The sequence below is a fragment of the Methylovirgula sp. 4M-Z18 genome, assembly GCF_037890675.1.
Lineage (GTDB): Bacteria > Pseudomonadota > Alphaproteobacteria > Rhizobiales > Beijerinckiaceae > 4M-Z18.
The window spans coordinates 2,727,396-2,751,729 of sequence record NZ_CP149574.1; the positions used below are offsets into that span (position 1 = coordinate 2,727,396).

Sequence of the window (24,334 nt, forward strand, 5' to 3'; positions counted from 1 at the left end):
GATATGGCTGATACTAAGGGCACTACTTTCACTCGAAGCCGTCATTGCGAGCGTAGCGAAGCAATCCATCCTCGAACCGAGGTCGGTGATGATCTCTCTCGCTACTAGATGTCACTCTTGTCACCATGGTGGCGAAATCGTTGATGGGTGGATGGATTGCTTCGCTGCGCTCGCAATGACGGTCTATGTTTCAACTCTGAAAATGTTTGGAATGACATGACGCAAAAGATCGTCCTGATGACCCTTGTCGTGCGCGACTATGACGAGGCGATCGCCTATTACACGCAAAAGCTTGGCTTTCTCCTGCGCGAGGACGCGCAACTCGGCGACGACAAAAGATGGGTCGTCGTGTGCCCCGCGGGCGCGAGCGAAACCGGCTTGCTTCTCGCCAAAGCACAGGGCGACGCGCAGATCGCCGCCATCGGCAATCAGGCCGGCGGGCGCGTGTTGCTGTTCCTGCAGACGGACGACTTTGAACGTGACCATGCGCTATACAAGGCGCGCGGCGTCAGGTTCCTCGAAGAGCCGCGGCATGAGCCCTATGGCATTGTCGCGGTCTTTGCCGATCTCTATGGCAATAAATGGGACTTGATCGAGCTACGCGCCGCTTAAGCGCTCAGACGCGCAAGGAAAGCATAACGGCGGAACAGCGGGCGAAACTCGGCCGAAAGCCCATATTCCTTCGCAAATGTGTCGAGGTCGGTCTGCAAATTCTCGCGAGGATGAACGCCGAAAGCGGCGAGCCAAGCCTTGAGCGCGCCGCGAAAGGCGCCCGGCAATTCGCCGCAATCGCCGAAGTCAACGATCTGCAAGGAACCGCCAGGAGCCAGCGCCGCTGCGGCGCGCGGCAGCACCTCGCGCCACGGCGGGATCATCGACAGCGCATAGGAGATGAACACCCGCTCGAAATGCGCAACGCCGAACAGAGCTTCGGCGTCGAAGGCAGTCGCGTCGGCTTGCACAACGGTGACGCGCGCTCCCAATCCAGCGCGCGCGATTTCCGCGCGCGCCGTCGCGAGCATTTCGGCGGAGACGTCGAGCCCATAGAACTGCACCGCGCCATAATGGCGGCCCGCGCGGATAAGGTTGCGGCCTGTCCCGCAGCCGATTTCCAGCACGCGCGCCCCGGTGGGCGGTGCGAGGTCGCGGATCAATTCATCGCGCCCCAGCAGGTAGAACTTGCGCGTGAAATCGTAGATGTGCCGCTGATGGCGGTACATCCGATCCATCAGCCTCGCCGCGTCGGCGGTTCCGGCAGCGTCAGGCGTCATGGCGCTGATACAGATGGAAGGCGCCGTAGATCGACGAACGATCCTTCGCACCCAATTCCTGCGAGCGCCCGGCGTCGTAGCGGAACAACGAGAGGATTTCGTCCGGAACGCGTCCCGGCAGCAAACGCTCGTCCGCTGCGGTGCGGAAAATGACGCGCGCACCCGGCTTGGCGGTGCGCGCGATTTCACTCCACAACGCCGTCAGCGTCGCGTCGTTCATCCAATCCTGCGCATCGAGCAGCACATAGGCGTCGAGGCTCCGCGCCTGCTCGCGCTGCAGCCGTTCGGTGAAGGAGATATGGCGCAGGGTGATCCGGCTCGCACGCTCGCGCAGCGCGGGGAAATGCGCCGCCTCGAGATAGGGCGGCACGCTCGGCGCAGCCGCCCCCGCGTAGCGCCGCCCGAAGGCCTGCCAGGCGAAATAATTCTCTCTGACAGGAAAGTCGCAGGCGAGCCGCTCGACGCGACGCTTGAGCACGCTGGCAATGCCGTCGGGACCGTCAGAAGCCAGTGCGGTATATTGGGCGGGTGGAATGCCGAGCCCATAGAGCGCGGACGGGCGCCGCGCCAGCCAGCGCACGAAACGCTTTTCGAACAAGGGTGCAATCTCGTTCTCGAACGCCTGGCGCTGTTCGGCGAGCGAATCGGCTTGCAGGACCGTGTCGAGCCGCGCGCCGTAAAGTTTCGCGACCGCGTGGCCGGCGCCGATGAAGCGGCCCAGCAATCCATGCCGATAGAAATTGCGGGCGAAGGCGTCGATACGGCGGCGGCCGGAAAGGTCGCGTCCGTCCCAATAAGCGCGTGAGGCGGGATCGAGACGCGGCCGCAGTTTCTCGTCGTAGACAGCAATATTGGCGCGGCTCTCGGCCCGGCCGAAGAAACGGAAAAACTCGCCCTGATCGAGCCACTCCAGTCCCGCGATCTTGAGGCGGTTGAGCGCGATATGCGCCCCGTTGAGATCGACTGCAAGGACCTCTTTCGGATCGTCGATCAGATAGGACAAAGCATTGCAGCCGCCCGAAGCAATGGCGATCAGCCGCTCGCCGGACTTCAATTGCAGCGCCTCCCGGTCGACATTCGGGTCTTCCCAGATCTGAGGATAGACGAGCTGGCGAAAGGCGAGCGTGAACAACCGTTCTTGGAGACCGCGCCGCGACAAAGGCTTGTGCCGGTGAACGGCTGTCTTCAACCCCTCCTCGGTCGTGCGCTGAATGAAACGGCCAATTCCTGCCATGAGCGAGCCCCTCGATTTATTCGATGGCCGGGCCGAATATGAGCATAGCATGACAGCCGTGTGACGGGGGGCTCTTCTGCCGCATGGAAGCGGTGGAGAGGGGATGGCGCTGGTCGAAGAATAGTGGAGCGAGCAGCGCCCCTTGATATGGCGCCGCTGTCGGCCAGCGATTATGCCTTGATTCTCCAACAGGTGCCCGATTTCGGAGGAATTGCGATGGCCGCCATAGATCCCATTACCGCCGGCGCAGTCCTGCTGGCGACCGCCGCCACCGATGCGGTCTATGTCATGTTCACCTCGGCGGTGGTAGCGCGCAAGCGCGTGCCTGCCGCCACTTGGAGCAGCGTTTGGTATCTGCTGTCGTCTTATGCCGTCATTAGCTACACTGAGAACTGGGTCTATGTCGCCTTTGCAGCGCTCGGTTCGTGGTTCGGCGCTTATGCGTCGATTACGTTTCTACACCGACCGCCCGGCGGGCCGCCGATAGGTGCCGCGCCGGACTAGGGTCGATGGCAGACAGGCACGCGGCTCTCCCCACATCGGAAAATCCAACCAGACACCCTCCCGATCCAGCGGAGCAATGGGCCTGATCGGCCGACCGTGCTATAAACGATGCTTACGCAGCTCTTGATTCTCATTCGGTATCTTCTTCATGGCCTCCATTCCCGGCAAAGATTGCGGTACATGCACCATGTGCTGCAAATCGCTCGAGATCGAATATTTCAACAAGCCCATGGGCGAATGGTGCGTGAACTGCATCCATACCGGCGGCTGCAAGATCTATCAGGACCGGCCGCAAGTGTGCCGCGATTTTGTCTGCGAATGGCAGCGCGAGCGCTCGCTTCCAGTGACATTGCGGCCCGACCGGGTCGGCACCATCCTGATCGAGGATCCGGATTCGGACGAGTACCGCGCCGTCTGCGATCCGTCCAAACCGCTCGCCTGGCGCCATCCGCTGATGTTCAAGCATCTCGTCGCCATGGCGAAATCGGGCCGCCTGGTGATCGCCAAGGCCGGGATGAAGGCCTGGCGCATCTATGATAACGGCCATTGGTCAGAATGGGCGTGAGGTGTTGCGATGAGCGTGCGGGTTTTCGGCCAAGTTGACGGCGTCGACATTCAGGAGATCGCGATCCGCTGCGAGGCGGGCGCCGAAGCGAAAATCCTCACCTGGGGTGCCGTCGTGCGCGATCTTCTCGTACCGACAGCCAAGGGGCCGCAGCGCGTCGTCGTCGGCTTCAATACGATCGAAGATTATATCGGCTATTCGGCGCATGCGGGCGCCATCGCCGGGCGGTATGCCAACCGCATCGCCAACGGCACGTTCACGCTGGACGGCAAGACCTACACGCTGACCCGCAACCAGGATGGCAAGCACACGTCGCATGGCGGCGGCAAGGGCGAAGCGTTCGGCAAGCGCCCGTGGACGCTGGCCGATCACGACGAATCTTCCGTCACGCTCGAACTGCACTCACGCGACGGTGATGCGGGCTTTCCCGGCGCGCTCGACGTGAGTGTGACCTATCGCATGGTGGAACCAGCAACGCTGCGGATCGAAATCACCGCATCGAGCGACGCACCGACGGTGATCAATTTTGCCAGCCACAGCTATTTTCATCTCGACCTGCCGCCTGGCTTCGGCAATGGCCCGGTGCCAAGTTCGCTCGACCACGAACTCGTCATCGCCGGCGATTTCTACACGCCGCTCGATGCAGATTGCATTCCCACCGGGGAAATCCGCGGCGTCGCCGACACCGTGTTCGACTTCCGCCAGCCGCGCCGCGTCCGCCATGCGGACGGCGTGAAATACGACATCGGCTTCGTGCTGCGCGAAGTGCCCCATCCCGCCAATGTACCCGTCCATGGTGCGACCCTGCACGGCCCCGCGACCGGCATGACGATGCAAGTCTTCACCACCGAACCGCATCTGCAATTCTATGACGCTGTCAAATTCAAGGCCCCCGTGCCCGGCCTCGACGGCGCGCTGTATGGCGCCAATTGCGGCATTTGCCTTGAGCCGCAGCACTTTCCCGACAGCCCCAACCACCGGCATTTCACCAACACGGAGCTGCGCCCGGGCGAGACTTACGAACAAGTGACGGAATATAGATTCGGGTGATGCAATGATCCCTTCGTCCGCAGCAGAGCTGCGGACGAAGGGAGAGTTGGCACATTAACCCTATTCCCTCGCCGCCTTGCGCGATGTCTTCCACATGATCCATTGGCGTTGCCATTGCGGCAGGTCGATCACGCTCTTGTAGGGATCATAGCCTGCGCGCTCCATGCGCAAAAGCAAGGGCTCGACCAGCGCGATCGGAAAGAAGGCCGACGCGACCTGCGGCGCAACGGATTTCACCCGCGCCCGCGTTTCCGCCAGATGCCGGCGCGCTTGCCCGCGCATCTCGGCAAAGACCGCGCGAATGGCGGCGCCGGCCGGCCCGGCGAGCAGCCTATCGCGCGTGACGCCGTGGCGCGCGAGGATATCGCCCGGCATGAAGATCTGACCGCGCGTGCAATGCCACGGAAAGGCGCGCAGCAGACCGGTGAGCGCATAGGCGACGCCCGCGTGGCCGGCGCAATCGGCGCATTTCGGATCGGCGCCGCGCGCGAGGATCAGCGTCGCAAGCTGAATGAGGGCCGACGAGGTTTCGCCGCAATAGCCTTCCAGATCATGCAAGGTCGGCATGATGTCGTCATAAAGATCGAAGGTCCGCGCCTCGATCAGGTTGAGCAGAGGCTGTTGCGGCAGGCGGCATGTGGCCATCGTATCGGTGAAGGCATAGGCAAGTGGCGAAGCCTGCACGTCGCCGCGCCCCGCGCCCTCGATCACATCGCGCCACCATTGCAGGCGCACCTCACCGGGGAACGGGTCGCTCACCACTTCGCGCACGCGCGCGATTTCCAGATTGAACGCGTAGAGCGCGTGCAGATAGGGGCGCAGATCTTCCGGCGCGAACAGGCAGGAGAGCCAACGGTCGCGGTCCTGCTCGCGCAAGCTGGCGTCGCAAGCCGCATAGGCCGCTTTCAGGTGGTCAGCGTCATGTTTCCCCATCCGTTCCTCTTTAAGGCACGGCAATCAAAGCCGCGGCCACACGGCGATTTTCGTTCAAGAGGATATTATAGGTCCGAGCCGCCGCACCGGTAGGCATGGGATCGCCGGAAATGCCTTTGTCGCGCAAACGCCAGCGCAAGGCCTCGGGCAATGGCACCAATTCGAGCCCCGTGCCGACCAAGAGAAGATCGATTGGCGCGGTCTCAGCGAACACCGCCGCCAATGTGCTGGTCTTGATATCCGCGGCCGTCTGAGCGTCCCAGCGATAGATACCGGACGGCAGGCACAGAATCGACCCTTGATGCGACATATTGGCGAAACGAAACCCCATCGCGCCATAGGCGTCGATGGGATGTTTGCCGGGAACGAAACCGTCGTATTTGGGAGTAAGCATAAGAGCCTCCCAGCTTAAGTTTGTCCCGGCCGTTTCGGCGCTTCGCCTGGGCCGCTGCCGTCGTTGCGCAGGCCGAGATAGATCAGCATCGGCGAGCAGATGAAGATCGACGAATAGGTCGCGACGAAAATACCCCACATCATCGCCAGCGAGAAGGAACGGATCACCTCGCCACCGAAGATCACGAGTGCGAGCAGCGCGAGGAACACTGTCGTCGCCGTCATGATCGTGCGCGGCACCACCGCGTTGACCGATGTGTCGATCAAGTCGTCGGTCGGCATTTTCTTATATTTGCGCATCATTTCGCGAATGCGGTCGAGCACCACGACCGTCTCGTTCAGCGAATAGCCGACGATGGTGAGAATGGCCGCAATCGATGTCGAGTTGAATTCGAGCTTGGTGACGCAGAAGAATCCGACAGTGAGCAGCAGATCGTGCATAGTGGCGATGATCGCACCAACCGCGAACTGCCATTCGAAGCGGAACCACAGATAGGCGAGCACGGCGAGAATGGACACGACGACACCAAGCGTGCCCTGCTGCACGAGTTCTCCGGAGACGCGCGGGCCGACCGATTCCTCGCGGCGCACATCATACTGCGCGCCGAGGGCTTCCTTCACTTTGGCACCAGCCTGATCGGCGCTGATTCCCGCGGGCGGCGTCCCGAATCTGATGGAGACGTCGGACGGCGTGCCGAAGCCCTGCACTTCCATTGTGCCAAGGCCAAGATGATCGACAGTATTGCGGATCGCGGCAATATCTGCGTCGCCCGATTTGGCGCGCATCTCAAGAAGCGTGCCGCCGGAAAAATCGATGCCGTAATTCATGCCCACCGTCAAAAACAGCACGACGGAGATGATCGAAAGCAGCGCCGACATCGGATAGCTCAAGCGCCGGAAACGCATGAAGCCGAATTTCAGATTCTCGGGAGCGAGACGAAGAAGTTTCATATGTAAAATCCTTGTCCCGTCAGATCGGCAGCTTCTTCGGCCGCGCATAGGCATACCAGAGCGCGATCATCATGCGCGTCATGGTCACGGCGGTGATGATGGAGGTCATGATGCCGAAGATCAGCGACCAGGCGAAGCCCTTGACCGGGCCAGAGCCGAGGAACAGCAAGATGAGCGCCACCACCATCATGGTCGCGTTGGAGTCGACGATGGTCGCGAAGGCACGGGTGAAGCCGGCATCGAGGGACGCGATGATCGAGCGGCCGGCATGATTTTCTTCGCGGATACGCTCGTAGATCAGCACGTTCGCGTCGACCGCCATGCCGATCGTCATCACGATGCCGGCGATGCCGGGCAGCGTCAGCGTGGAGCCGAGCAGAACAAAGGATGCGAAGATGAAGGAGATATGGATCGCCAGCGCGATATTCGCGAACACGCCGAAAATGCCGTAGGTGATGAGCATATAGATCACCACCAGCGCGGCGCCGACATAGGCGGCCTTCTTGCCCGCATTGATCGAATCTTCGCCGAGGCCCGGCCCGACCGTGCGCTCTTCGACGATCGACAATTTGGCCGGAAGCGCACCGGCGCGGAGCTGAATCGCGAGATTGTTGGCGGATTCGGAGGTGAAGTGACCGGAGATTTCGCCGGAACCGCCGAGAATGGGCGTGCGGATCACCGGATAGGTGATCACTTTATTATCAAGCACGACGGCGAATTGCCGGCCGACATTGTCCGCCGTCACGGCAGCGAATTTCTGGCCGCCGCGAATGTTGAACTTGAAATTGATGACCGGATTGCCGTCCTGGCCGATGCTCGGTTGCGCATCGATCAGATCTTCGCCGTCCACCATCACGCTTTTCTCGACATTGACGGTGCCGCCTTCCGTCGAGGGCAGAACGTCATATTCGCTCGGATCCGCGCCCGGTTGCGCGACGAGGCGGAACACCATTTTCGCCGTGCCTTGCAGCAATTCCTTGAGCTGCGTCGTGTCCTGCAGGCCGGGCACTTCGACCAGAATGCGGTCGTCACCCTGCTGCTGCACGTTCGGCTCCGTCGTGCCGAGCGCATCGACACGGCGTTTCAGGACTTCGATCGACGGCGCGATGGCATGACGCACGCGATCATTCACCCCCGCATCGGTTACGGTGACCTGAATCGAACCATCGCCGACATCCTTGACGTCATAGGTCGGGCTGCCCCCGCCCGCCGCAAGGCCCCCCGTCGGAGCGGCCAACGCATTCAATTTCGACAAAACGCGCGCCCGCTGATCGGGGTCAGGAACACGCGCCTGCCAACCGCGTGTAATCTGGGTAACGGCCGGGGGCCGCACCTTCTCCTCGGTCAAGACGCCGCGGACCTGGTCTCGCAGATTGAGCACCATGCTTTTAAGCACGTCGGTCCGGTCGATCTCCAACAGCAGATGCGCGCCGCCCTGCAAATCGAGCCCCAGCACGATCTGCCGCGCCGGCACCCATGAGGGCAGATGGCTCTGCAGCCTGGTGACGCTGTCCTTGCCCACCAGGCTGGGAATGATCAGCAAAAAGGCGGCCAGGATCAGTGCGAAGATCGAAATGATTTTCCAGGGAGCGTAACGCTGCATGATTGTCGGTTTCTACTCGAATAAATTTGTGTGAAGGCGCGGCGCGCGAAAACTATTGGTCCTTGTCTTTCACCGGCTCGCCCTTGGCGCGAACCTCGGCCACCTGCTGCCGCACCAGCCGCACCCGCACGTTCGGCGCGATCTCGACCTCGATTTCATTGTCGTCGGTCGCTTTCGTTACTTTGCCGATCAGGCCGCCAGTGGAAACGACCGTATCGCCGCGACGGATGGCCTTCAGCATTTCCTGCTGCTCCTTGGCGCGCTTCTGCTGCGGCCGCAAGATCAGGAAATACATGATGACCAGCATCGCGGCCATCGGCACCAGAAAACCAATTCCCCCGTCCATCAACCAAACTCCTCGAACTCGGCCGAAAGGCCGCGAAAATCGCGCGGACTATAGCGAGCGCGAAGGCGAAAGCAACGAAATATGGCGGATGGATGCGCGCCCCTCACCGCGCAGGGTCGATCCCGAGCGCGACCGCCTTGCCCGCGATCCGCGGCGCGCGGCCGATCAGCACGTCGAGAACCGCCCACGGGCGCGCGAAAGCCTCGCGCAGCGTCACGTGTTGCAGCGGCATCTGCGTCGGATCCTTGGCGGCAAAGCCTTGAAAATTCAGACCATGCGCCTCGGCGAGAAACAAGGCGCGCTCGAGATGGAAGCGCTGCGAAACGACCACGACCTTATCCTGCCCGAAAACCGATTTGGCCCGCAAAACCGAATCCAAGGTACGAAAACCGGCGTCGTCACGGTAGATCTTCTCGGCCGGCACGCCGGCCATGACGAGCGCGTCCTTCATATCGGCGGCCTCGTCATAGATGCCGGCGTAAGGGCCGCTGTCCTCCCGATTCCCGCTGACGATCAGATATTTGACCTTGCCGCTGGCATAGAGATCCGTGGCCGCTGCGATGCGGCTGGAGAAAAACGGATTGAGGAAGCGGCCGTGAATGAGGCGTGCGGTCCCCAACACAAGGCCGGCCTCGGCCGGTTCGACCGCATCCACCGACGCGGTAATGCGGCTGTCGGTCGTACCGGCAATATAGGCCCAGGCGCCAACGATAAGGCCGAGGCAGACCAGGACGGCGGCTAAGCCGAAAACCAATAATTTGCGCAGCACGGGCACCCCTCACATCAACATTCAGCGGCGCAGAGCTTTCCCTGGAAATCATGGCGCAATGAGGTCGGAATTTGGCCAGTCCGTGGTCGCGACGGCCCCAGCAAAAGGTGATTGCTGCTCTGCCCTCTGGCCGCATGGACGCTGCGGCGGCGGTTCGCTATGGAAAAGACCTTCCTTTCTCGACTCTTGCGACCATGACTGACATCGATCGAACCGCCGTCCTCGTCCGTATCGCCGACGCCCTCGAGCGCCTCGCGCCCGCTCACAACCTTCAACCGGATTTCGAAAGCGCCGACGCCTTCGTCTGGCACGCCAATCCGTCCGCGCTGCAGCCGGTCGCCAAGGTCAACCGGGTCGAGATGGGGCTTTTGCGCGGCATCGATCGGGTGCGCGACCAGCTTGCGGATAATACCGCCCGTTTCGCCCGCGGCTTGCCGGCGAACAATGCCCTGCTGTGGGGCGCGCGCGGCATGGGCAAATCCTCGCTCGTCAAGGCGGTGCATGCCGAGATCAACGCCCATGTCGACGGGGCCCAGCGGCTCAAGCTCGTCGAAATTCACCGCGAGGATATCGAGAGCCTGCCCGTGTTGATGGGGCTTTTGCGCCCGGCGCCCTACGCTTTCATCGTTTTTTGCGACGATCTCTCGTTCGACTCGGACGACACCTCCTATAAGTCGCTCAAAGCCGTGCTCGAAGGCGGCATCGAGGGGCGGCCGGATAATGTCCTGTTCTATGCCACGTCCAACCGCCGCCACCTGCTGCCGCGCGACATGATGGAGAACGAGCGCTCGACCGCCATCAATCCCGGCGAAGCGGTGGAGGAAAAAGTCTCGCTGTCGGACCGTTTCGGCCTGTGGCTCGGCTTTCACAAATGCAGCCAGGACGAATATCTCGCCATGGTGCATGGCTATGCCGACCATTTCGGATTGACCGGCGAGCAAGCGCAGATCGATGCCGAAGCGCTCGAATGGTCGACCACGCGCGGCAGCCGCTCCGGCCGCACCGCCTGGCAATTCATCCAGGACCTCGCCGGGCGGCAGGGCAAGACGTTGCGCAGCTAGGTTGTGGAGACCGTGCCACGATAGTGCGATGTGAGAGCGAGACAACCCTTCAACTTCCTCTCCCTTCATTTTCCCGTCACACCGCGACGTTAGCCACGCCGGTGAGCTTTTGCTCGCATCATTTCCGGGGGGACTATCATGATTCAGCGTCGCAACTTCCTCATCAGTGGGCTGCTGACTACCGCAATGGCAATGGCCGCACGGTCGGCGGAGGCGGTCGAGAGCGTCGCCCTGCCCGCGCCGGACCAGGGCAAGCTCGCCACCGATGCCGGTTTCTGGTCTGCGGTGCGCGACCTCTATGACGTCGACCGCTCCATCGCAAATCTCGAAAACGGCTATTGGGGCATCATGGCCCGCCCGGTGCTGGAGACCTATGTCGAGAACATCCAGCGCGTGAATCGGCAGAACACAGTCTATGCCCGCAAGTCCTTCGATGATGATTTCGACGCCGCTCGCGCCCGTGTCGCCACCGCCCTCGGTGTCGCGCACGAGGACATCGCCCTCACCCGCGGCGCCACCGAAGCACTGCAGACGCTGATCGCCGGCTACAACAAGCTCAAGCCCGGTGACGCCGTGCTCTATGCCGACCTCGACTACGATTCCATGCAATATGCCATGGACGCGCTCGCGACCCGCCGCGGCGTCACTGTTAAGACCTTCGCCATCCCCGAGCCGGCCACGCGCGAGGCGGTGCTGGAGACCTATCGCAAGGTGCTGGAAGAAACACCCAACGCCAAGCTCCTGCTCGTCACCCATGTGTCGCATCGCACCGGGCTGGTCATGCCGGTGCGGGACATCGCAGCGATGGCCCGCGCCAAGGGCGTCGATATCATCCTCGACGCCGCACATAGCTGGGGCCAGCTGCCGTTCGACGTGACCGACCTCGGTGTCGATTTCATCGGTTTCAACCTGCACAAATGGATCGGTGCGCCGGTCGGCCTCGGCTGCTTCTATATCGGCAAGGGGCGCCTCGCTGACATCGATATCCATATGGGCAACAAGGACTGGCCGCTCGACGATATCCGTTCGCGCATCCACACGGGCACGCTCAACTTCGGTGCCGCGCTCACCCTGCCGGCTGCGATCGAGCTGCACGAGTCGATCGGCGTCGCCGCCAAAAACGCCCGCGTCACCTATCTGCGCAATTATTGGGTCGAGCGCGTCGCCGGCATCAGCGCCATCGAGGTGCTGACACCAAATGATCCGACCATGCACGCCGGCATCACCTCTTTCCGGATCAAGGGCAAGACCAGCAAGGACGACAATAACGCCCTCGTCGCGCGGCTCCGGGACGAGTTCAAGGTGCTCACGGTCCGCCGCGCCGGCGTCGCCGCTGGCCAGTGCATCCGCGTCGCCCCGGCCGTATATACCACTGAAGCCGAAGTCGACCGCCTCGTCGCGGCCTTGACCATCGTGGCGGCGTCCTAACGAGCGCGGGCATCCTGCCCGCGCTTCAAGGCACGGCGTTCCCAACCACGGGATGATCCGCTAGGTTGAAATGACCATTTAACCTGGCGGCGGCGCCATAAGCAGCTAGGAGGCCTTTCGGTGACTTTGTGGCTGCGAGCGATACCATTTCTCTGGAGCGCCTGGCTCATTTATTGGTGGTGGTCGGCCCAGGATGTAAAGGCCAACGCGCGCGTCGAATCGCGCGCGGCGCGCCTCAGCCATGGCATTCCGATCCTGGTCGCGGTGATTCTTCTGAGCGCGCCCCATATGTCCATTCTGGGCCTGGATATGCGTTTCGTTCCAAACGCACCGTTTCTCCATTGGCTTGCACCGCTGCTTGTTGTCACCGGTCTCGTCTTTACGGTGTGGGCGCGCCGCAGTCTTGGGCGCAATTGGAGCGGCACCGTCACCGTGAAGCAGGAGCATGAGCTCGTAACGTCCGGTCCTTATCAGTTCGTCCGCCATCCGATTTACACCGGCCTTCTCGTAGCTTTCGCCGGCTCGGCTCTGGCCGTTGGCGAGTGGCGCGGCATCCTCGCCGTGCTGATGATCGGGTTGGCCTTCTGGCGGAAACTGACCCTCGAAGAACGGTGGATGACCGAAACGTTCGGTGCAACTTATACTGACTATCGACGCAAGGTGCGGGCTCTGATCCCCTTCGTGCTATAACGCCAACCCGACCGAACGCCGCCGCATTTGATGCACCCATAAAGAAAGCGGCAGGCCCTTCCTTGGACCCGCCGCCTCTTCGATCTCCCGGTTTACGTGTCTCGCGGAAGCCGGGCGATTGTTCTTTTTGAACCCGCCTTACATGCCCGCGATATAGCCGGACGGATCGACCGGCTGTGAGCCCTTGCGCAATTCGAAGTGCAATTGCGGCGACGCGACGTTACCGGTCTGGCCGGATTTCGCGATCATCTGGCCGCGCTTGACCGTATCGCCGCGCTTCACGTCGAGTTCGCCGTTGTTGGCGTAAGCGGTTGTGTAGCCGTTGGGATGGCGGATCAGCACGAGATTGCCGTAGCCCTTGAGTTCGCTGCCGGCATAGATGACCGTGCCGGCTTCCGCCGCCTTGACGGGCGTGCCCTCGGGAACAGCAATGTTGATGCCGTCGTTGGAACCGGCCTTGAAGCCCTCGATCACGCGGCCCGGCGCGGGCATGCGGAATTCTGGCTTGGATTCATCCGTCCCTTGCGCGCTTGCCGCTGGAACAGGCTTGATCGCCGCGGTTGTGTCGGCGCTGGGCGCTGCCGGCTGTGGTTGCGCCGCGGCGACGGCTGCCGGAGCGGCGACCCGCACCCCAACCTGTGGTTGGGCGACGGCAACCCTCGGCGTTTTGACGACGGCGGCAGGCGCCTGGGTCCGCACGGCGACCACCGGAACCGCGACGGCGGGCGTTTTGACCGCGACTTTCGGAGCTGCGACGGCGATCCGCGTGTTCACGGCAGGGGCTGGAGCAACCACATGTGCCTTGGCCACGGCTACGCCCGGTCGCACCTGCGCAGCAGGGGCCGCGACCTTGATGGCGACTTTCGGCGCGGCCACCGCGACCCGCGGCTCGGCCACAGCAACCTTCGGCGCCGCCACGGCCACTCGCGGCTCAGTCACGGCCACCTTGGGTGCAGCCACGGTCGCGGCAACACGCGGCGCCGGCGCGCTGGCGCCAGCATTGTAGACCGGGATGACGAGACGGGTACCGGGCTTGACCTGCGTGGCACTCGAGAAGCCATTGACCTGCAGCAATGCGGCTGTCGGCACGCCGTAACGCTGCGACAGAACATTCACGCTCTCACCCTGGCCGACAACGATCGGGCTGCCGCCGGCGGCTGTCCATCCGGCCGCCGATCCGCCTTGCGGGCCGATCGCACTCGTCGTCTCGGCGCTCGCTGGAAGGGCGCTCGTCTGCACCGGCGCGGGGAGCGGCTGGGCCTGCACCTTGTGAACGGGCGCGGCCTGCGCCGTGCGCTGCGGCTGCTGATCGTCGCTGCGCGATGCGAACGGATTGCTGAAGGCATCAGAGAAACGGGTCGCGTCGGAAGAGCAGCCCGCGAGTAACACGCCCATAAGCCCGGCGCAGGCAAAGCGGGCGGCCAAACGCGGCCCATTTCGAAGGAACGAATCAGTCATCACGCGACCTACCCAGTGAACCCAAAATCGATAGGCCGATTAAAAACGCATTTGGGTTAAGGGAGTCTTATCGATGATGACGAAAGCGTGTTTGAAATTAAGATTGTGGCGGCAATTCCCCCATTGCGACCACAGACTTGCCACAGCTCATGAAGGCCTAAAGTGGTCGATACAATCTAGAGCGTGCGCGACACCCCGGCCATGATCGGGGCGAAGCGCGAGCGGCAGATGCGCGTCTGGCTCCAGGCCTCGTCCTGACGTGCTAGACGCACGAGATACTGCACGCCTTTGGCGCTTCCCGTGGCCGACGCCGGATCGTCGAGGGGCAGGACGATGGCACCCCCGAGCATCAGCAGCGACGAGAAATGTTTGGGCACGTCCACCATGGCCGCGTGGATGACGATGCGGTCGAAATTGCCGATCGCCCGGGGCAAGGCGCAGCCGTCGGCCCAGGCGACGCCGGCATTGCGCAGGCCCAATTTCTCGAGCCGGGCAGTAGCCTCGACCGCCAGGCTCTGGAACCGTTCGAGCGACACGACCTCCGCGGCGAGGCGAGCCAGAATCGCGGTGGCGTAGCCGGTGCCGGCACCAATTTCGAGCACACGATGATGCGGCTCGACCTGCAAGGCTTCCATCATCCGGGCGACGAGCAGCGGCTCCGACATGGTCTGTCCGCAGGCGATCGGGAGGGCGACGTCACGCCAGGCCAGATCGGCATAGCGGTGCGGCGCGAAAAGCTGGCGCGGAACCGTCTCCATCGCCCGCAGAACGGTAAGATCGCGCACACCGTGCGACCGCAGATGCATGAGAAACTCTGCGGTCGCCTGCGCTTGGATCATGCGAAAGCCCGTGCGAAGCTCGTGACGCTCGGCTCGTCGGTCAAATCGAGCCGCAAGGGCGTGACGGAGATTTTATGCGCGGCCAGCGCTTCGATATCTGTGCCCATGGCCGGCGCGACGGTACTTGGTTGGTAGACCAACCAGAAATACGGGTTGCCACGCCCGTCGATCCGTTCCTCGATGCCCAGGATATTCGCGTCGCGCCGCCCTTGCAGCGTGATCGCGACCCCTTTCACATCCTGCGGCGGACAGGCCGGAAAATTCACGTTGACCAGCACATTGTCGGGCACGCCCGTCGCCAGCACCTTGCGGATGACCGCCGGCCCATGCTGTTCGGCGCAGGTCCAATGCATCTCCTTCGCCTTGTGGCCCGACTGCGACAGGGCGATGGATGGGATGCCCAGGAGCGTTCCTTCCATGGCGCCGGCGATGGTGCCGGAATAGGTCACATCCTCCGCGACATTATGGCCGCGATTGACGCCGGACAGAATGAGGTCGGGCTTAGCCCCCTTCAGAACGTGGCGCACCCCCATCAGGACGCAATCGGTCGGCGTGCCTTTGACGGCGTAATGCCGGGCGGAAATCTGGCGCAGGCGAAGCGGATCGTTCAGCGACAGCGAATGCGCGACCCCCGACTGATCGGTCTCGGGCGCAACCACATAGACATCGTCCGAAAGCGCCGCGGCGATGCGCTCCAGAACCTTGAGGCCGGGGGCATGGATGCCGTCGTCGTTGGTGAGCAGAATACGCATTATGTCTCTCGACTAAACTTTTTGGAATCGCGCGGCGTCGCTGCGATACAGGAACGCAAATATTTGACACTGACGCAACGGACGAATGTCCGGCCCTCGGCGCCACCCGCGTCGAGGGCCGGCGGTACTTTAGGCCTTCGCCATTTCGATCTTTGTGAGGCCGCCCATATACGGCAGCAACACCTCGGGGATCGTCACCGATCCATCTGGATTCTGATAATTCTCCAGCACCGCGACCAAGGCGCGGCCGACAGCGACGCCCGAGCCGTTGAGCGTATGGACGAAGCGCAACTTGCCGTCAGCGCCGCGCACGCGGGCGTTCATCCGCCGGGCCTGGAAATCACCGCAGACAGAACAAGACGAAATCTCGCGGAACTTACCCTGCCCCGGCAGCCACACTTCGATGTCGTAGGTCTTGTGCGAACTGAAGCCCATGTCGCCCGCGCAGAGCGCGACGGTGCGGAAATGCAGGCCGAGCTTCTGCAACACGGCCTCCGCGCATTGCGTCATCCGCTCATGCTCCGCGCGCGATTGTTCAGGCGCAGTGATCGAGACGAGTTCCACCTTGGTGAACTGATGCTGGCGAATGATGCCGCGGGTATCGCGCCCCGCGGACCCTGCCTCTGCACGGAAACAGGCCGTTCCGGCGGTGAGCCGCAGCGGCAATTCGTCTTCCGCCACAATCTGTTCGCGCACCAGGTTGGTGAGCGAGACTTCCGCCGTCGGGATGAGCCAGAAATCCGGCTCGACCCGGAATTGGTCGTCGCGGAATTTCGGCAATTGCGCGGTGCCGAACATTGCTGCGTCCTTGACGAGCAGCGGCGGATTGACCTCCATATAGCCGTGTTCGCCGGTGTGCAGGTCGAGCATGAACTGGGTGAGCGCGCGCTCCATCCGTGCGAGCGCGCCCTTCATCACGACGAAGCGCGCGCCCGACAGCCGCACCGCGGCCTCGAAATCCATCAGGCCGAACGCCTCGCCGATGTCGAAATGCTCTTTCGGCGTGAAGGAATCCTGAAATTTCGGCGCCTCGCCAAAGCGGCGCACCTCGACATTGTCGTTCTCGTCTTTCCCCTCTGGCACGTCGGGGAACGGCAGGTTGGGAATGGCACTCAACGCCTCGTTCAGCTCCTTGATAGCCTCCTTCTCTTTCACCTCGAGTTCGCCCATAAGGGCTTTCCGTTGGCTGACTTCGGCCTTCAGCTCCCCAGCTTTCGCCGTATCCTTCTGCGCAATGGCCAGACCGATTTGTTGGGACGCGTTGTTTGCGAAACTCCTATGCCCCTGCGATTCGGCGATAGCCGATTTGCGTCTCTCGTCGAGTTTAATCAACTCGGAAGAAAGGGGCTCGAGGCCGCGACGCGCCAAGCCCTGATCGAAAGCCTCCGCGTTATCGCGAATCCATTTGATGTCATACATGAGGGCGAATCTTTCACATTCGATGCAGGCGGAAACGTCGGCTTTCCTAGCGAGAAAGCGGATGAATCGCAATTACTGGGAGGACTCGGCCTTCTGCCGTTTGTTTTCCACCCACCGCACCGACAGAATCGACCCTTCATAGAGCGCGAACAGCGGCGCCATCAGCACGCACATCGACAGCGGATCGGGCGGGGTCAGGAAAGCGGCGGCGCCCGTGATGGCCACATAAGCATAGCGCCGTTGCTTTGCCAGGAACTCGGACGAGACGATGCCCACTTGGCCGAGCAGGGTCAGCGCCACCGGAAGCTGGAACGCGATGCCGAAGCCGAAAATCAACTTCATGAAATCGGACAGATAATCGCTGACCTTGGGGGTCAATTTGATCTGCACCCCGTCCTGCGACGCCGACTTCGACAGCATCGAGCCGAAATGGATCACGAAGGGCAGGACGACGAAATAGACCAGCAGCACACCGAGAATGAAAAAGATCGGCGTCGCAATCAGATAGGGCAGAAACGCGTTCTTCTCGTGCTTGTACAGGCCCGGCGCGACGAACATGTAGATTTGCGTGGCGACGATCGGAAAGGCGATCAGAATGCCGCAGAAAGCGGACAGCCGCACATTGGTGAGGAATTGCTCCCACAGACCGGTGGCGATCATTTCGGCATTCTGCGGCCCGACCTCGTTGGCGAAGGGACGGGTCAGGATGCCGTAAATGTTACTCGAAAAATAATAGCAGACGATGAACGCCACGAAGAAGGCGATCAGCGATTTGATCAGCCGCCCGCGCAGCTCGATCAAATGGTCCATCAGCGGGGCTTTTGAGGCGTCGATATCGGCGTCGGTCATCAGCTTTGCCCAGGAGTGTGTTGCGCGGGGGCCAGCTCATGCGGCGCTGCGGGCGGATTGACCGTCAGATCCTGACGCTCGATTTCTCCGACCGCCGTTTTGGCCTCGCTGACGGCGCTTGTCACGTCCTGGACGCCGGACTGGTCCTTGACGGTCTCGGTCAAGCGCTTGATCTCGGCGGTGGACGCGTCGTTGATCTCAGCCAGTTCCTTCTTGAGGTCGGCCACTTCCGCCTCGTTCATGGCGTCCATGAACTGGGTTTGAAATTCGCTCGCCATCCGGCGCATCCGGCCGATGAACTGGCCGGCCTGGCGCATCACGCGCGGCAAATCCTTCGGCGGAATAGCCACTAAAGCGACGATCCCGAAAATCAGGAGTTTCGTGAAATCAATGTCGAACATGAACCCAAATGCCTAAAGCCGGCGCCCCGGAGGTCCAAGCGGACGGCACAGCACCTTTAGACCTGGCTGTTATCCGGATTCTTGTTCATAGCTGGATCACCAGCCTTTTGAATGGTCTTCGGCTGGTCATCCGCCGGATCATCGGCAAGGCCTTTCTTGAAGCTTTTGATTCCCTTCGCAAAGTCGCCCATCACGTCGGAGATCTTACCTTTGCCGCCGAATAGGATCAGCACCACGCCGCCCAAAAGCAACCAGTGCCAAAGTGACAAACCACCCATCGAAACTATCCTCTCCAACTCTCAACGCGCATTCCTTTAGAATGCCTGTTTCAATTGACCCTATGCCCCGTTGGCGGCAAAAACAAGGACATCCGCCTGGTCAAACTGCACCGAAAGCGTCTGACCCACGTGAATGTGACCGAGGCTGGCCGCGTCGCGCAAAGGCAAGCGGACGCGCAAGGGGTTTTCAAGACCTGGCATCGCCAAGTCAAGCCCTATCGTCTCGCCGAGGAAGCGATGACTGAGCACCCGGGCCTCCAGGCCTTCGGCGGGCGCGCTTAGGCGCAAGGCCTGTGGGCGAATGCCGACAATGGCCGGCTCGCCAAACCCCAAGGCCGGCGGGGCCGCAAAATGCCCTAGCGCGGTCTCGACCACCTTGCCGCGTCCGATTCCGGGTACCTCGTTGAGTTCGCAAAAGAAACGAGCGGCGAAGATATTCGCCGGCCGCCGGTAGAGCTCCTCGCCCGTGCCCTCCTGAATGATCCGCCCGGCCCGCATGAGAATGATCCGGTCAGCCACCCGCAGCGCTTCCTCCGGATCGTGGGTCACGATCACCGCCGTGCCACGAATTTCCTTGAGCAGCGTGATCGTGCCGTCCCGCACCTCGTCGCGCATGCGGCCGTCGAGATTGGAAAAAGGCTCGTCCATTAACAGGATGCCAGGGCGCGGTGCCAGGGCCCTGGCCAGCGCGGCCCGCTGCTGCTCGCCGCCCGACAGCATATGCGGATAGGCCTCCATGTGTTTGGCGAGGCCGACGCGGGTCAAAGCCCGCCTGGCGGTCGCTTCGGCCTCGGATTTCGCCATCCGCACCAGGCCGAACTTGGCATTTTGCAGGATCGTGAGATGGGGAAAGAGCGCGTAATCCTGAAACATCAGGCCGATGCCGCGCTCTTCCGGCGGCACATGGCGGCCAGGGCCTGACACTTCGACCGTGTCGAGAAAGATTGAACCCGCCGTCGGCCGCTCGATCCCGGCGGCCAGGCGCAGCAGCGTGGTCTTGCCGCAGCCGGAATGGCCGAGCAGGCAGACGATTTCGCCCGGCCAGATATTGAGCGTCACGCCGTCAAGGGCGCGCACCTGGCCGAAAATCTGCACCACATTCTTGAAGGCGAGTTCGGACGCGATGACGGCGCCAGCCGTACCGCGCTGTCCCCAAGGATTATGAGGCTGGATGGTCTGGGCTTGGGACAAGCGCGGCTCTTTAAAAGTTCTCTGCCCTTCGGGAGGGGCAAGGCCTGATCAGTCCTGCGGATGATCCGGCTCTTCGTCAATATGATCTTTCGCCGGCTCAGATCGGATCGACTCGTCCTGCGGCAACTCTGCCGCAGGCGCATCGCCCGTCGGCACGGACACTTCCGCCGCCGGCTGTTCCCCCTCTGCCTCCGGCTCGGCAAATTCGTCGAACAGCGCGCCCTCGAGCGGTTCCTCGTCTTCCGTCAGCGCCGAATCGTCGCGCGGCGCCGGGACGCCGAAGCCGGGCGGCAGGCGGCCGTCGAGCAGGCCGGCGCCCTTGAGCTCTTCGAGCCCCGGCAGATCGCCGATCTGCTCCAGCCCGAAGTGGGCCAGGAATTCCTCGGTCGTGCCATAGGTGATCGGCCGCCCGACCGCGTTCTTGCGGCGCCCGCGCAGGCGGACCCAGCCGGTTTCCAGGAGATGGTCGAGCGTGCCTTTGGAGATAGCGACGCCGCGCACGTCTTCGATTTCCGCGCGGGTCACAGGCTGGTGGTAGGCGATGATCGCCAAGGTCTCGAGCGCCGCGCGGGACAGCTTCTTTGGCTCCTCCACGTCGCGCGACAGCAGGTAGGCGAGATCGACCGCGGTGCGGAATGTCCATTTGCGCATGATGCGGATGAGATTGACGCCGCGTGGCGCATATTCCTTCTGCAGCGCGCGGCACACGGCCTCCACATTGAGGCCATCCTGGATGCGGCTCGCAATCACCTCCTCGGCCAGCGGCTCGGAGGCGGCGAACAGAAGCGCCTCGGCAATGCGTATCGCCTCGCGGAAGGCTTCGGCTTCCGGCCCATGCTCGTCCGGCACGCCAACCGGCTCGGCTGCGCCCGGGTCAAAAAGATTAATCGGCTCAACCATTTAATAATTCTCACCTATTCGGCCGCGGCGGCCTGCGGCGCGGTCGTATCGATCGGCTTCCTGCGCACCCAGATCGGCGCGAACACCTTGTCCTGGCGAATCTCGATATGGCCTTCGCGCACCAATTCGAGCGACGCCGAAAACGCCGAGGCCCGCACGGTGCGGCGCATTTCCGCCGTGACGCAATATTCCAGCAGATAATCGTCCATGGTCGTCCATTCGATCGCCATGCCGGCGAGGCGCTCCAGGGTCTCGCGCGCTTCGGCGAGCGACCAGACCGCCCGTTTCTTCAAGGTCACGTGGGACAGAGCCGCCTTCTGCCGCTGCCGGGCATAGGCTGACAGAAGATCGAACAAGGTCGCCTGCCAATTGTTGGTCAGGTTGACCGACATCTGCTCCGGCGCGCCGCGACCGAAGACATCGCGTCCGAGGCGCGGCAGATTGACGAGCTTGTTGGCAGCCTCGCGCATCGCCTCGAGGCGGCGCAGGCGGAAGGCAAGAGCGGCGGCAAGATCGGCCGCCTCCGGCTCCTCGCCCTTCGTCTGCGAAGGGATCAGCAGCCTGGACTTCAGATAGGCCAGCCAGGCGGCCATCACGAGATAGTCGGCGGCCAATTCGAGGCGCACGCGGCGCGCAGCTTCGACGAAATTCAAATATTGCTCGGCAAGGGAGAGGATGGAGATCTTCTGCAGATCGACCTTCTGGCGGCGGGCAAGTTCCAGCAGCAGGTCGAGCGGACCTTCGAATCCGTCAACATCGACCAGGAACGCCGGTTCGCTGTCCCCGCGATCGACTTCGGCACTGCTTTCAAACGGCAGTTCACGCGCCACCGAATCACTCTCCATCTGATTGGGACATACTATCCCTAGAGGGAGCGGAATGTGATCCCTCTAATTCTGGTTGGCAAGGAGAGATTTGAGCCGGGCATGGCCGTCCACAGGATCTATCGGCTCCGCCGCGTGGCGAATCCGTGCCAAAGCGGCCTCGGCCCGACGCAAACTCTCACCTTTGAGCAGCGGCGCAGCCTCGGCCACTCCGCTTGCTTCCGCCAAATTCCCGTTGCAATGCAACGCAATATCACAGCCCGCCTTCAACGCGGCCTCGCCCCGCGCGCGGAACGGGCCGGTCAGGGCGTGCATCGACATATCGTCCGACAGGATCAGCCCGCCGAACCCAATCTCGCCGCGCACGATGGTGCGGAGCACCTTGCGCGATGTGGTCGCCGGATTTGTCTTGTCGATGGCCGTATAGACCACATGGGCGGTCATCGCCGCGGGCAAATCATTCAGCATCCGGAAGGGGAGAAAATCGCTCCCCGCCAGTTCGGCCACCTTGGCGATGACGACGGGCAATTCCATGTGCGAATCGACGGTTGCGCGGCCATGGCCGGGAATATGTTTCATGACCGGCAGCACGTTACCGGCCAGCAGCCCTTCCGCTGCGGCCCGGCCCAAGATCCCCACCGTTTCGCCGTCCGGCGCATAGGTGCGGTCACCGATCGCACTATGGGTGCCGGCCGTCTGGACGTCGAGCACCGGCATGCAATCGACATTGATACCGCATTGCAAAAGATCGTGCGCCATGAGCCGCGCGGCCAGCCGCACCGCCTCGCGCTTGCCCCAGATGTCGCCTTTGAGGGCGAAGAAACGGGCGGCCGCAGGATAGGTGGGCCAATGGGGCGGACCCATCCGCTGCACCCGGCCGCCTTCCTGATCGATCAGCACGGGCGCGTCCCGCCCGACAATCTCGCGAAACGTATCGGTCAGACGTTTTACCTGATCGGGCGTGTCGACATTGCGCTTGAAGAGAATGAGGCCCCAAGGCTGGCTCTCGCGGATGAACGCCTTCTCGTCAGACGTCATCTCATGTCCGGTCACGCCGCAAATGAAAGCCCTGGATGCCATTTACAATATCCTGTCGCAAAAAAATGGCGCGGGAGCGACCGCGCCATCGTATCCACGCGCTGGTGGCGTTCAGTCCTTGGCGATGAAGCAGGCGCCGCCGCTGGCTTTCAGCTTCTCGCAGGTGGAGACGGCCTCTTCCTTGCTCATGCCGGCGACGCGGACACGGTAAACCGTCTTGCCGCCCGCGGCTGCCTGGCGGATGCTGAGGTGACGCCCGCCGAGCGCGCTGCCGAATTGCGCGGCGAGCCGTGCGGATTTGACTTTCGCATCCTGTTCGCTGCCTTCGGCCGCCAATTGCACGGCATAATTGCCGGTTGCGCCGGTGGTGGCCGGTTCGGGCGTCTCAGCGCTAGCCACCGCGGTCCGGGTTTGCACCGCGGGCTTGGCCTTCGGCGCCAGATCCAAAGGTCCACCGGTCGTGGGCGTCGCTGCGGCCGAAGCCAGCTTGACGATGGGTGTCGGTCGCGCGGCCGCCTTCGGCGTCGCGGTCGATTGCGCCGGCTGCACATTTTGCGGGTGCGGCTGGACCTCGGGGGCCGCCGCCGCCGGCGTCGCAGACGCCTGCTGCGGGATGGCTATGACGCCAGGACCGATCGGCATGAATTGACGCGGAGCAGCAGGCGCCTGGGGAGCCGACGTCTCCGTCGCAGCGGGAACGGCGGCCGGCTGAACCTGTGCCGTCGTCCGCGGTGCAGCCGGCACCGGCGGAGGCGCGCCAATGATCGAGCCATCCGGACGGACAGAAACGGTGCGCACCTTCTTCGGTTCGGACGGGATCGGATGCGGCGTAGCGGGCTGCGCCGCATGGCTCAAATCGATCGGCTGCTCTTCATTGTTGACGACCTTGGTCGGCACGTTGGCGTGATCGCTCGAATGGTCGAGAATCGAGATGTTCTGGCCATCGCCATCCGCGGACGCTACCGCCACTTGTGGCTGGATCTTGGTCGGTTCGTCCGAGGCCTTGATGAAGGGCACGCCGCCGACGCTGGTCACGCCGCCGCTCTTCATGGCGAAAAGCCCGCCGACGGCAAGAACGGCAATCGCCGCGCCGCCCATCAGCGCATAAAGGCCTTTGCGCGAGTTCGCGGCCGCACGAGGGGGCATGACCGGAGCGGCCTCGGGCGCCTCATCGTCCCACGGGTCGCTGACGGGCCGCGCCGACATCTGCGGCTCCTGCCGCTGCGGCTGGTCCTCCTCGTAAGAGGTCCACGATCTCGCCGCCTGGCCGCGCAAAGCGTACGGGGTTGGAGTGTATTCGGTTTCGCTTTCTGACGACGAAGCCGGAAACAACCCCTCCATCGCCGGTTCCTGCCGGCTCAGTGTGCCAGTGTCGAAGACGGCTTTAAACGGATCGTCGCGACCGACGAGACGGGCGAGTTCCGCGAGCGGATCTTCGGCCGGCTTGGCCTGGACCGGCTCCTCGCGCAGGCTGCGCTCGAACGCATCCAGATTGATCTCGTGGCGTTGCCGGTTGAATGCCTCACTCATCGTATAAACCTCGCGTCCAAGAGCTTACGGGTCACTTCGCTTCGAGCGAAGCCTCCA

Annotated in this window: 27 protein-coding genes; 7 read left to right on the forward strand and 20 right to left on the reverse strand. The window is 62.7% G+C overall.

What is annotated here, in order from left to right; translation table 11 throughout:
* Positions 1-216: 216 nt before the first annotated feature.
* The gene (locus V9T28_RS12640; protein ID WP_116399291.1) at positions 217-612 is read left to right on the forward strand and encodes a VOC family protein; all 396 of its coding nucleotides are present in this window, start codon (positions 217-219) and stop codon (positions 610-612) included.
* Here the strand turns inward: V9T28_RS12640 and V9T28_RS12645 are convergent.
* Together V9T28_RS12645 and V9T28_RS12650 are read right to left on the reverse strand one after the other, a co-directional pair.
* Positions 609-1,271: a class I SAM-dependent methyltransferase gene (locus V9T28_RS12645; protein ID WP_116399292.1), complete on the reverse strand. Its 663-nt coding sequence runs from the start codon at positions 1,269-1,271 to the stop codon at positions 609-611. The genes V9T28_RS12640 and V9T28_RS12645 overlap by 4 nt on opposite strands.
* Positions 1,261-2,505 carry a DUF3419 family protein gene (locus V9T28_RS12650; protein ID WP_116399293.1) on the reverse strand — a complete coding sequence of 415 codons (1,245 nt, stop codon included), beginning with the start codon at positions 2,503-2,505 and terminating at the stop codon, positions 1,261-1,263. The genes V9T28_RS12645 and V9T28_RS12650 overlap by 11 nt, the downstream gene beginning before the upstream one ends.
* 216 nt (positions 2,506-2,721) lie before the next feature.
* Here V9T28_RS12650 and V9T28_RS12655 point away from each other — a divergent pair, with 216 nt between their 5' ends.
* The 3 genes from V9T28_RS12655 (at position 2,722) to V9T28_RS12665 (ending at position 4,624) form a co-directional block, all read left to right on the forward strand.
* The gene (locus tag V9T28_RS12655) at positions 2,722-3,009 is read left to right on the forward strand and encodes a hypothetical protein (protein WP_116399844.1); all 288 of its coding nucleotides are present in this window, start codon (positions 2,722-2,724) and stop codon (positions 3,007-3,009) included.
* Positions 3,010-3,157: 148 nt separating this feature from the next.
* Positions 3,158-3,574 carry a hypothetical protein gene (locus V9T28_RS12660; RefSeq protein WP_116399294.1) on the forward strand — a complete coding sequence of 139 codons (417 nt, stop codon included), beginning with the start codon at positions 3,158-3,160 and terminating at the stop codon, positions 3,572-3,574.
* 9 nt (positions 3,575-3,583) lie between these two features.
* A complete protein-coding gene (locus V9T28_RS12665; RefSeq protein ID WP_116399295.1) occupies positions 3,584-4,624 on the forward strand; it encodes an aldose epimerase family protein in 1,041 nt (346 codons plus the stop codon).
* A gap of 60 nt (positions 4,625-4,684) precedes the next feature.
* Here V9T28_RS12665 and V9T28_RS12670 read toward each other — a convergent pair whose 3' ends face one another.
* The 6 genes from V9T28_RS12670 to V9T28_RS12695 form a co-directional block, all read right to left on the reverse strand.
* Positions 4,685-5,557, reverse strand: a complete 873-nt coding sequence (locus tag V9T28_RS12670) for a phytoene/squalene synthase family protein (RefSeq protein WP_116399296.1) — start codon at positions 5,555-5,557, stop codon at positions 4,685-4,687.
* Positions 5,558-5,567: 10 nt separating this feature from the next.
* Positions 5,568-5,951, reverse strand: a complete 384-nt coding sequence (locus V9T28_RS12675) for an Mth938-like domain-containing protein (protein WP_116399297.1) — start codon at positions 5,949-5,951, stop codon at positions 5,568-5,570.
* Between the two features lie 14 nt (positions 5,952-5,965).
* Positions 5,966-6,901: a protein translocase subunit SecF gene (gene secF, locus V9T28_RS12680; protein WP_116399298.1), complete on the reverse strand. Its 936-nt coding sequence runs from the start codon at positions 6,899-6,901 to the stop codon at positions 5,966-5,968.
* Positions 6,902-6,920: 19 nt separating this feature from the next.
* Positions 6,921-8,504 carry a protein translocase subunit SecD gene (secD, locus tag V9T28_RS12685; protein WP_116399299.1) on the reverse strand — a complete coding sequence of 528 codons (1,584 nt, stop codon included), beginning with the start codon at positions 8,502-8,504 and terminating at the stop codon, positions 6,921-6,923.
* A gap of 52 nt (positions 8,505-8,556) precedes the next feature.
* Positions 8,557-8,850: a preprotein translocase subunit YajC gene (gene yajC, locus V9T28_RS12690; RefSeq protein ID WP_116399300.1), complete on the reverse strand. Its 294-nt coding sequence runs from the start codon at positions 8,848-8,850 to the stop codon at positions 8,557-8,559.
* Positions 8,851-8,953: 103 nt separating this feature from the next.
* Positions 8,954-9,619: a SanA/YdcF family protein gene (locus tag V9T28_RS12695; protein WP_158554709.1), complete on the reverse strand. Its 666-nt coding sequence runs from the start codon at positions 9,617-9,619 to the stop codon at positions 8,954-8,956.
* A 194-nt stretch (positions 9,620-9,813) separates the two neighbouring features.
* Between V9T28_RS12695 and V9T28_RS12700 the strand changes: the two genes are divergently transcribed.
* The 3 genes from V9T28_RS12700 to V9T28_RS12710 all read left to right on the forward strand — a co-directional run bounded on the left by V9T28_RS12700 (position 9,814) and on the right by V9T28_RS12710 (position 12,798).
* Entirely contained in the window at positions 9,814-10,680 is an 867-nt protein-coding gene (locus tag V9T28_RS12700; RefSeq protein WP_116399845.1) for an ATP-binding protein, read from the forward strand.
* A 138-nt stretch (positions 10,681-10,818) separates the two neighbouring features.
* Positions 10,819-12,108, forward strand: coding sequence for an aminotransferase class V-fold PLP-dependent enzyme (locus V9T28_RS12705; RefSeq protein ID WP_116399302.1), 1,290 nt, complete (start codon positions 10,819-10,821; stop codon positions 12,106-12,108).
* Between the two features lie 120 nt (positions 12,109-12,228).
* On the forward strand, positions 12,229-12,798 hold the full coding sequence (locus V9T28_RS12710) for a methyltransferase family protein (RefSeq protein WP_116399303.1): 570 nt from the start codon (positions 12,229-12,231) through the stop codon (positions 12,796-12,798).
* 138 nt (positions 12,799-12,936) lie between these two features.
* On the opposite strand, the gene V9T28_RS12715 is transcribed toward V9T28_RS12710, so the two are convergent.
* The 12 genes from V9T28_RS12715 to V9T28_RS12770 form a co-directional block, all read right to left on the reverse strand.
* A complete protein-coding gene (locus V9T28_RS12715) occupies positions 12,937-14,256 on the reverse strand; it encodes a peptidoglycan DD-metalloendopeptidase family protein (protein WP_116399304.1) in 1,320 nt (439 codons plus the stop codon).
* Between the two features lie 176 nt (positions 14,257-14,432).
* Entirely contained in the window at positions 14,433-15,095 is a 663-nt protein-coding gene (locus tag V9T28_RS12720; protein WP_116399305.1) for a protein-L-isoaspartate(D-aspartate) O-methyltransferase, read from the reverse strand.
* Complete coding sequence (gene surE, locus V9T28_RS12725) at positions 15,092-15,847, reverse strand: 5'/3'-nucleotidase SurE (protein WP_116399306.1); 756 nt, start codon at positions 15,845-15,847, stop codon at positions 15,092-15,094. The genes V9T28_RS12720 and surE overlap by 4 nt, the downstream gene beginning before the upstream one ends.
* A gap of 129 nt (positions 15,848-15,976) precedes the next feature.
* On the reverse strand, positions 15,977-17,266 hold the full coding sequence (gene serS, locus V9T28_RS12730) for a serine--tRNA ligase (protein ID WP_116399307.1): 1,290 nt from the start codon (positions 17,264-17,266) through the stop codon (positions 15,977-15,979).
* Positions 17,267-17,338: 72 nt separating this feature from the next.
* Positions 17,339-18,115, reverse strand: coding sequence for a twin-arginine translocase subunit TatC (gene tatC / locus V9T28_RS12735; RefSeq protein WP_116399308.1), 777 nt, complete (start codon positions 18,113-18,115; stop codon positions 17,339-17,341).
* Positions 18,115-18,516 (reverse strand): Sec-independent protein translocase protein TatB, encoded by a 402-nt coding sequence (tatB, locus tag V9T28_RS12740; protein WP_116399309.1) that lies wholly within the window; start codon positions 18,514-18,516, stop codon positions 18,115-18,117. Before tatB ends, tatC begins: the two co-directional genes overlap by 1 nt.
* A gap of 56 nt (positions 18,517-18,572) precedes the next feature.
* Positions 18,573-18,794 (reverse strand): twin-arginine translocase TatA/TatE family subunit, encoded by a 222-nt coding sequence (locus V9T28_RS12745; RefSeq protein ID WP_116399310.1) that lies wholly within the window; start codon positions 18,792-18,794, stop codon positions 18,573-18,575.
* Positions 18,795-18,854: 60 nt separating this feature from the next.
* Positions 18,855-19,985: an ABC transporter ATP-binding protein gene (locus V9T28_RS12750; RefSeq protein WP_116399311.1), complete on the reverse strand. Its 1,131-nt coding sequence runs from the start codon at positions 19,983-19,985 to the stop codon at positions 18,855-18,857.
* Between the two features lie 48 nt (positions 19,986-20,033).
* Positions 20,034-20,885 carry an SMC-Scp complex subunit ScpB gene (gene scpB / locus V9T28_RS12755; RefSeq protein ID WP_116399312.1) on the reverse strand — a complete coding sequence of 284 codons (852 nt, stop codon included), beginning with the start codon at positions 20,883-20,885 and terminating at the stop codon, positions 20,034-20,036.
* A gap of 14 nt (positions 20,886-20,899) precedes the next feature.
* Positions 20,900-21,715 carry a segregation and condensation protein A gene (locus tag V9T28_RS12760; RefSeq protein WP_116399313.1) on the reverse strand — a complete coding sequence of 272 codons (816 nt, stop codon included), beginning with the start codon at positions 21,713-21,715 and terminating at the stop codon, positions 20,900-20,902.
* Positions 21,716-21,775: 60 nt separating this feature from the next.
* The gene (nagZ, locus tag V9T28_RS12765; RefSeq protein ID WP_116399314.1) at positions 21,776-22,789 is read right to left on the reverse strand and encodes a beta-N-acetylhexosaminidase; all 1,014 of its coding nucleotides are present in this window, start codon (positions 22,787-22,789) and stop codon (positions 21,776-21,778) included.
* A 69-nt stretch (positions 22,790-22,858) separates the two neighbouring features.
* Positions 22,859-24,277, reverse strand: coding sequence for an SPOR domain-containing protein (locus tag V9T28_RS12770; protein ID WP_116399315.1), 1,419 nt, complete (start codon positions 24,275-24,277; stop codon positions 22,859-22,861).
* Between the last annotated feature and the right edge of the window lie 57 nt (positions 24,278-24,334).

Coding starts and splice junctions, on each gene's coding strand:
- secD (WP_116399299.1), bottom strand. CDS start 8,504: ATGCAGCGTTACGCTCCCTGGAAAATCATTTCGATCTTCGCACTGATC.
- V9T28_RS12705 (WP_116399302.1), top strand. CDS start 10,819: ATGATTCAGCGTCGCAACTTCCTCATCAGTGGGCTGCTGACTACCGCA.
- scpB (WP_116399312.1), bottom strand. CDS start 20,885: ATGGTTGAGCCGATTAATCTTTTTGACCCGGGCGCAGCCGAGCCGGTT.
- V9T28_RS12675 (WP_116399297.1), bottom strand. CDS start 5,951: ATGCTTACTCCCAAATACGACGGTTTCGTTCCCGGCAAACATCCCATC.
- V9T28_RS12640 (WP_116399291.1), top strand. CDS start 217: ATGACGCAAAAGATCGTCCTGATGACCCTTGTCGTGCGCGACTATGAC.
- V9T28_RS12720 (WP_116399305.1), bottom strand. CDS start 15,095: ATGATCCAAGCGCAGGCGACCGCAGAGTTTCTCATGCATCTGCGGTCG.
- V9T28_RS12650 (WP_116399293.1), bottom strand. CDS start 2,505: ATGGCAGGAATTGGCCGTTTCATTCAGCGCACGACCGAGGAGGGGTTG.
- nagZ (WP_116399314.1), bottom strand. CDS start 22,789: ATGGCATCCAGGGCTTTCATTTGCGGCGTGACCGGACATGAGATGACG.
- V9T28_RS12660 (WP_116399294.1), top strand. CDS start 3,158: ATGGCCTCCATTCCCGGCAAAGATTGCGGTACATGCACCATGTGCTGC.
- V9T28_RS12715 (WP_116399304.1), bottom strand. CDS start 14,256: ATGACTGATTCGTTCCTTCGAAATGGGCCGCGTTTGGCCGCCCGCTTT.
- V9T28_RS12670 (WP_116399296.1), bottom strand. CDS start 5,557: ATGGGGAAACATGACGCTGACCACCTGAAAGCGGCCTATGCGGCTTGC.
- surE (WP_116399306.1), bottom strand. CDS start 15,847: ATGCGTATTCTGCTCACCAACGACGACGGCATCCATGCCCCCGGCCTC.
- tatB (WP_116399309.1), bottom strand. CDS start 18,516: ATGTTCGACATTGATTTCACGAAACTCCTGATTTTCGGGATCGTCGCT.
- serS (WP_116399307.1), bottom strand. CDS start 17,266: ATGTATGACATCAAATGGATTCGCGATAACGCGGAGGCTTTCGATCAG.
- V9T28_RS12665 (WP_116399295.1), top strand. CDS start 3,584: ATGAGCGTGCGGGTTTTCGGCCAAGTTGACGGCGTCGACATTCAGGAG.
- V9T28_RS12770 (WP_116399315.1), bottom strand. CDS start 24,277: ATGAGTGAGGCATTCAACCGGCAACGCCACGAGATCAATCTGGATGCG.
- secF (WP_116399298.1), bottom strand. CDS start 6,901: ATGAAACTTCTTCGTCTCGCTCCCGAGAATCTGAAATTCGGCTTCATG.
- V9T28_RS12655 (WP_116399844.1), top strand. CDS start 2,722: ATGGCCGCCATAGATCCCATTACCGCCGGCGCAGTCCTGCTGGCGACC.
- V9T28_RS12645 (WP_116399292.1), bottom strand. CDS start 1,271: ATGACGCCTGACGCTGCCGGAACCGCCGACGCGGCGAGGCTGATGGAT.
- yajC (WP_116399300.1), bottom strand. CDS start 8,850: ATGGACGGGGGAATTGGTTTTCTGGTGCCGATGGCCGCGATGCTGGTC.
- V9T28_RS12700 (WP_116399845.1), top strand. CDS start 9,814: ATGACTGACATCGATCGAACCGCCGTCCTCGTCCGTATCGCCGACGCC.
- V9T28_RS12745 (WP_116399310.1), bottom strand. CDS start 18,794: ATGGGTGGTTTGTCACTTTGGCACTGGTTGCTTTTGGGCGGCGTGGTG.
- tatC (WP_116399308.1), bottom strand. CDS start 18,115: ATGACCGACGCCGATATCGACGCCTCAAAAGCCCCGCTGATGGACCAT.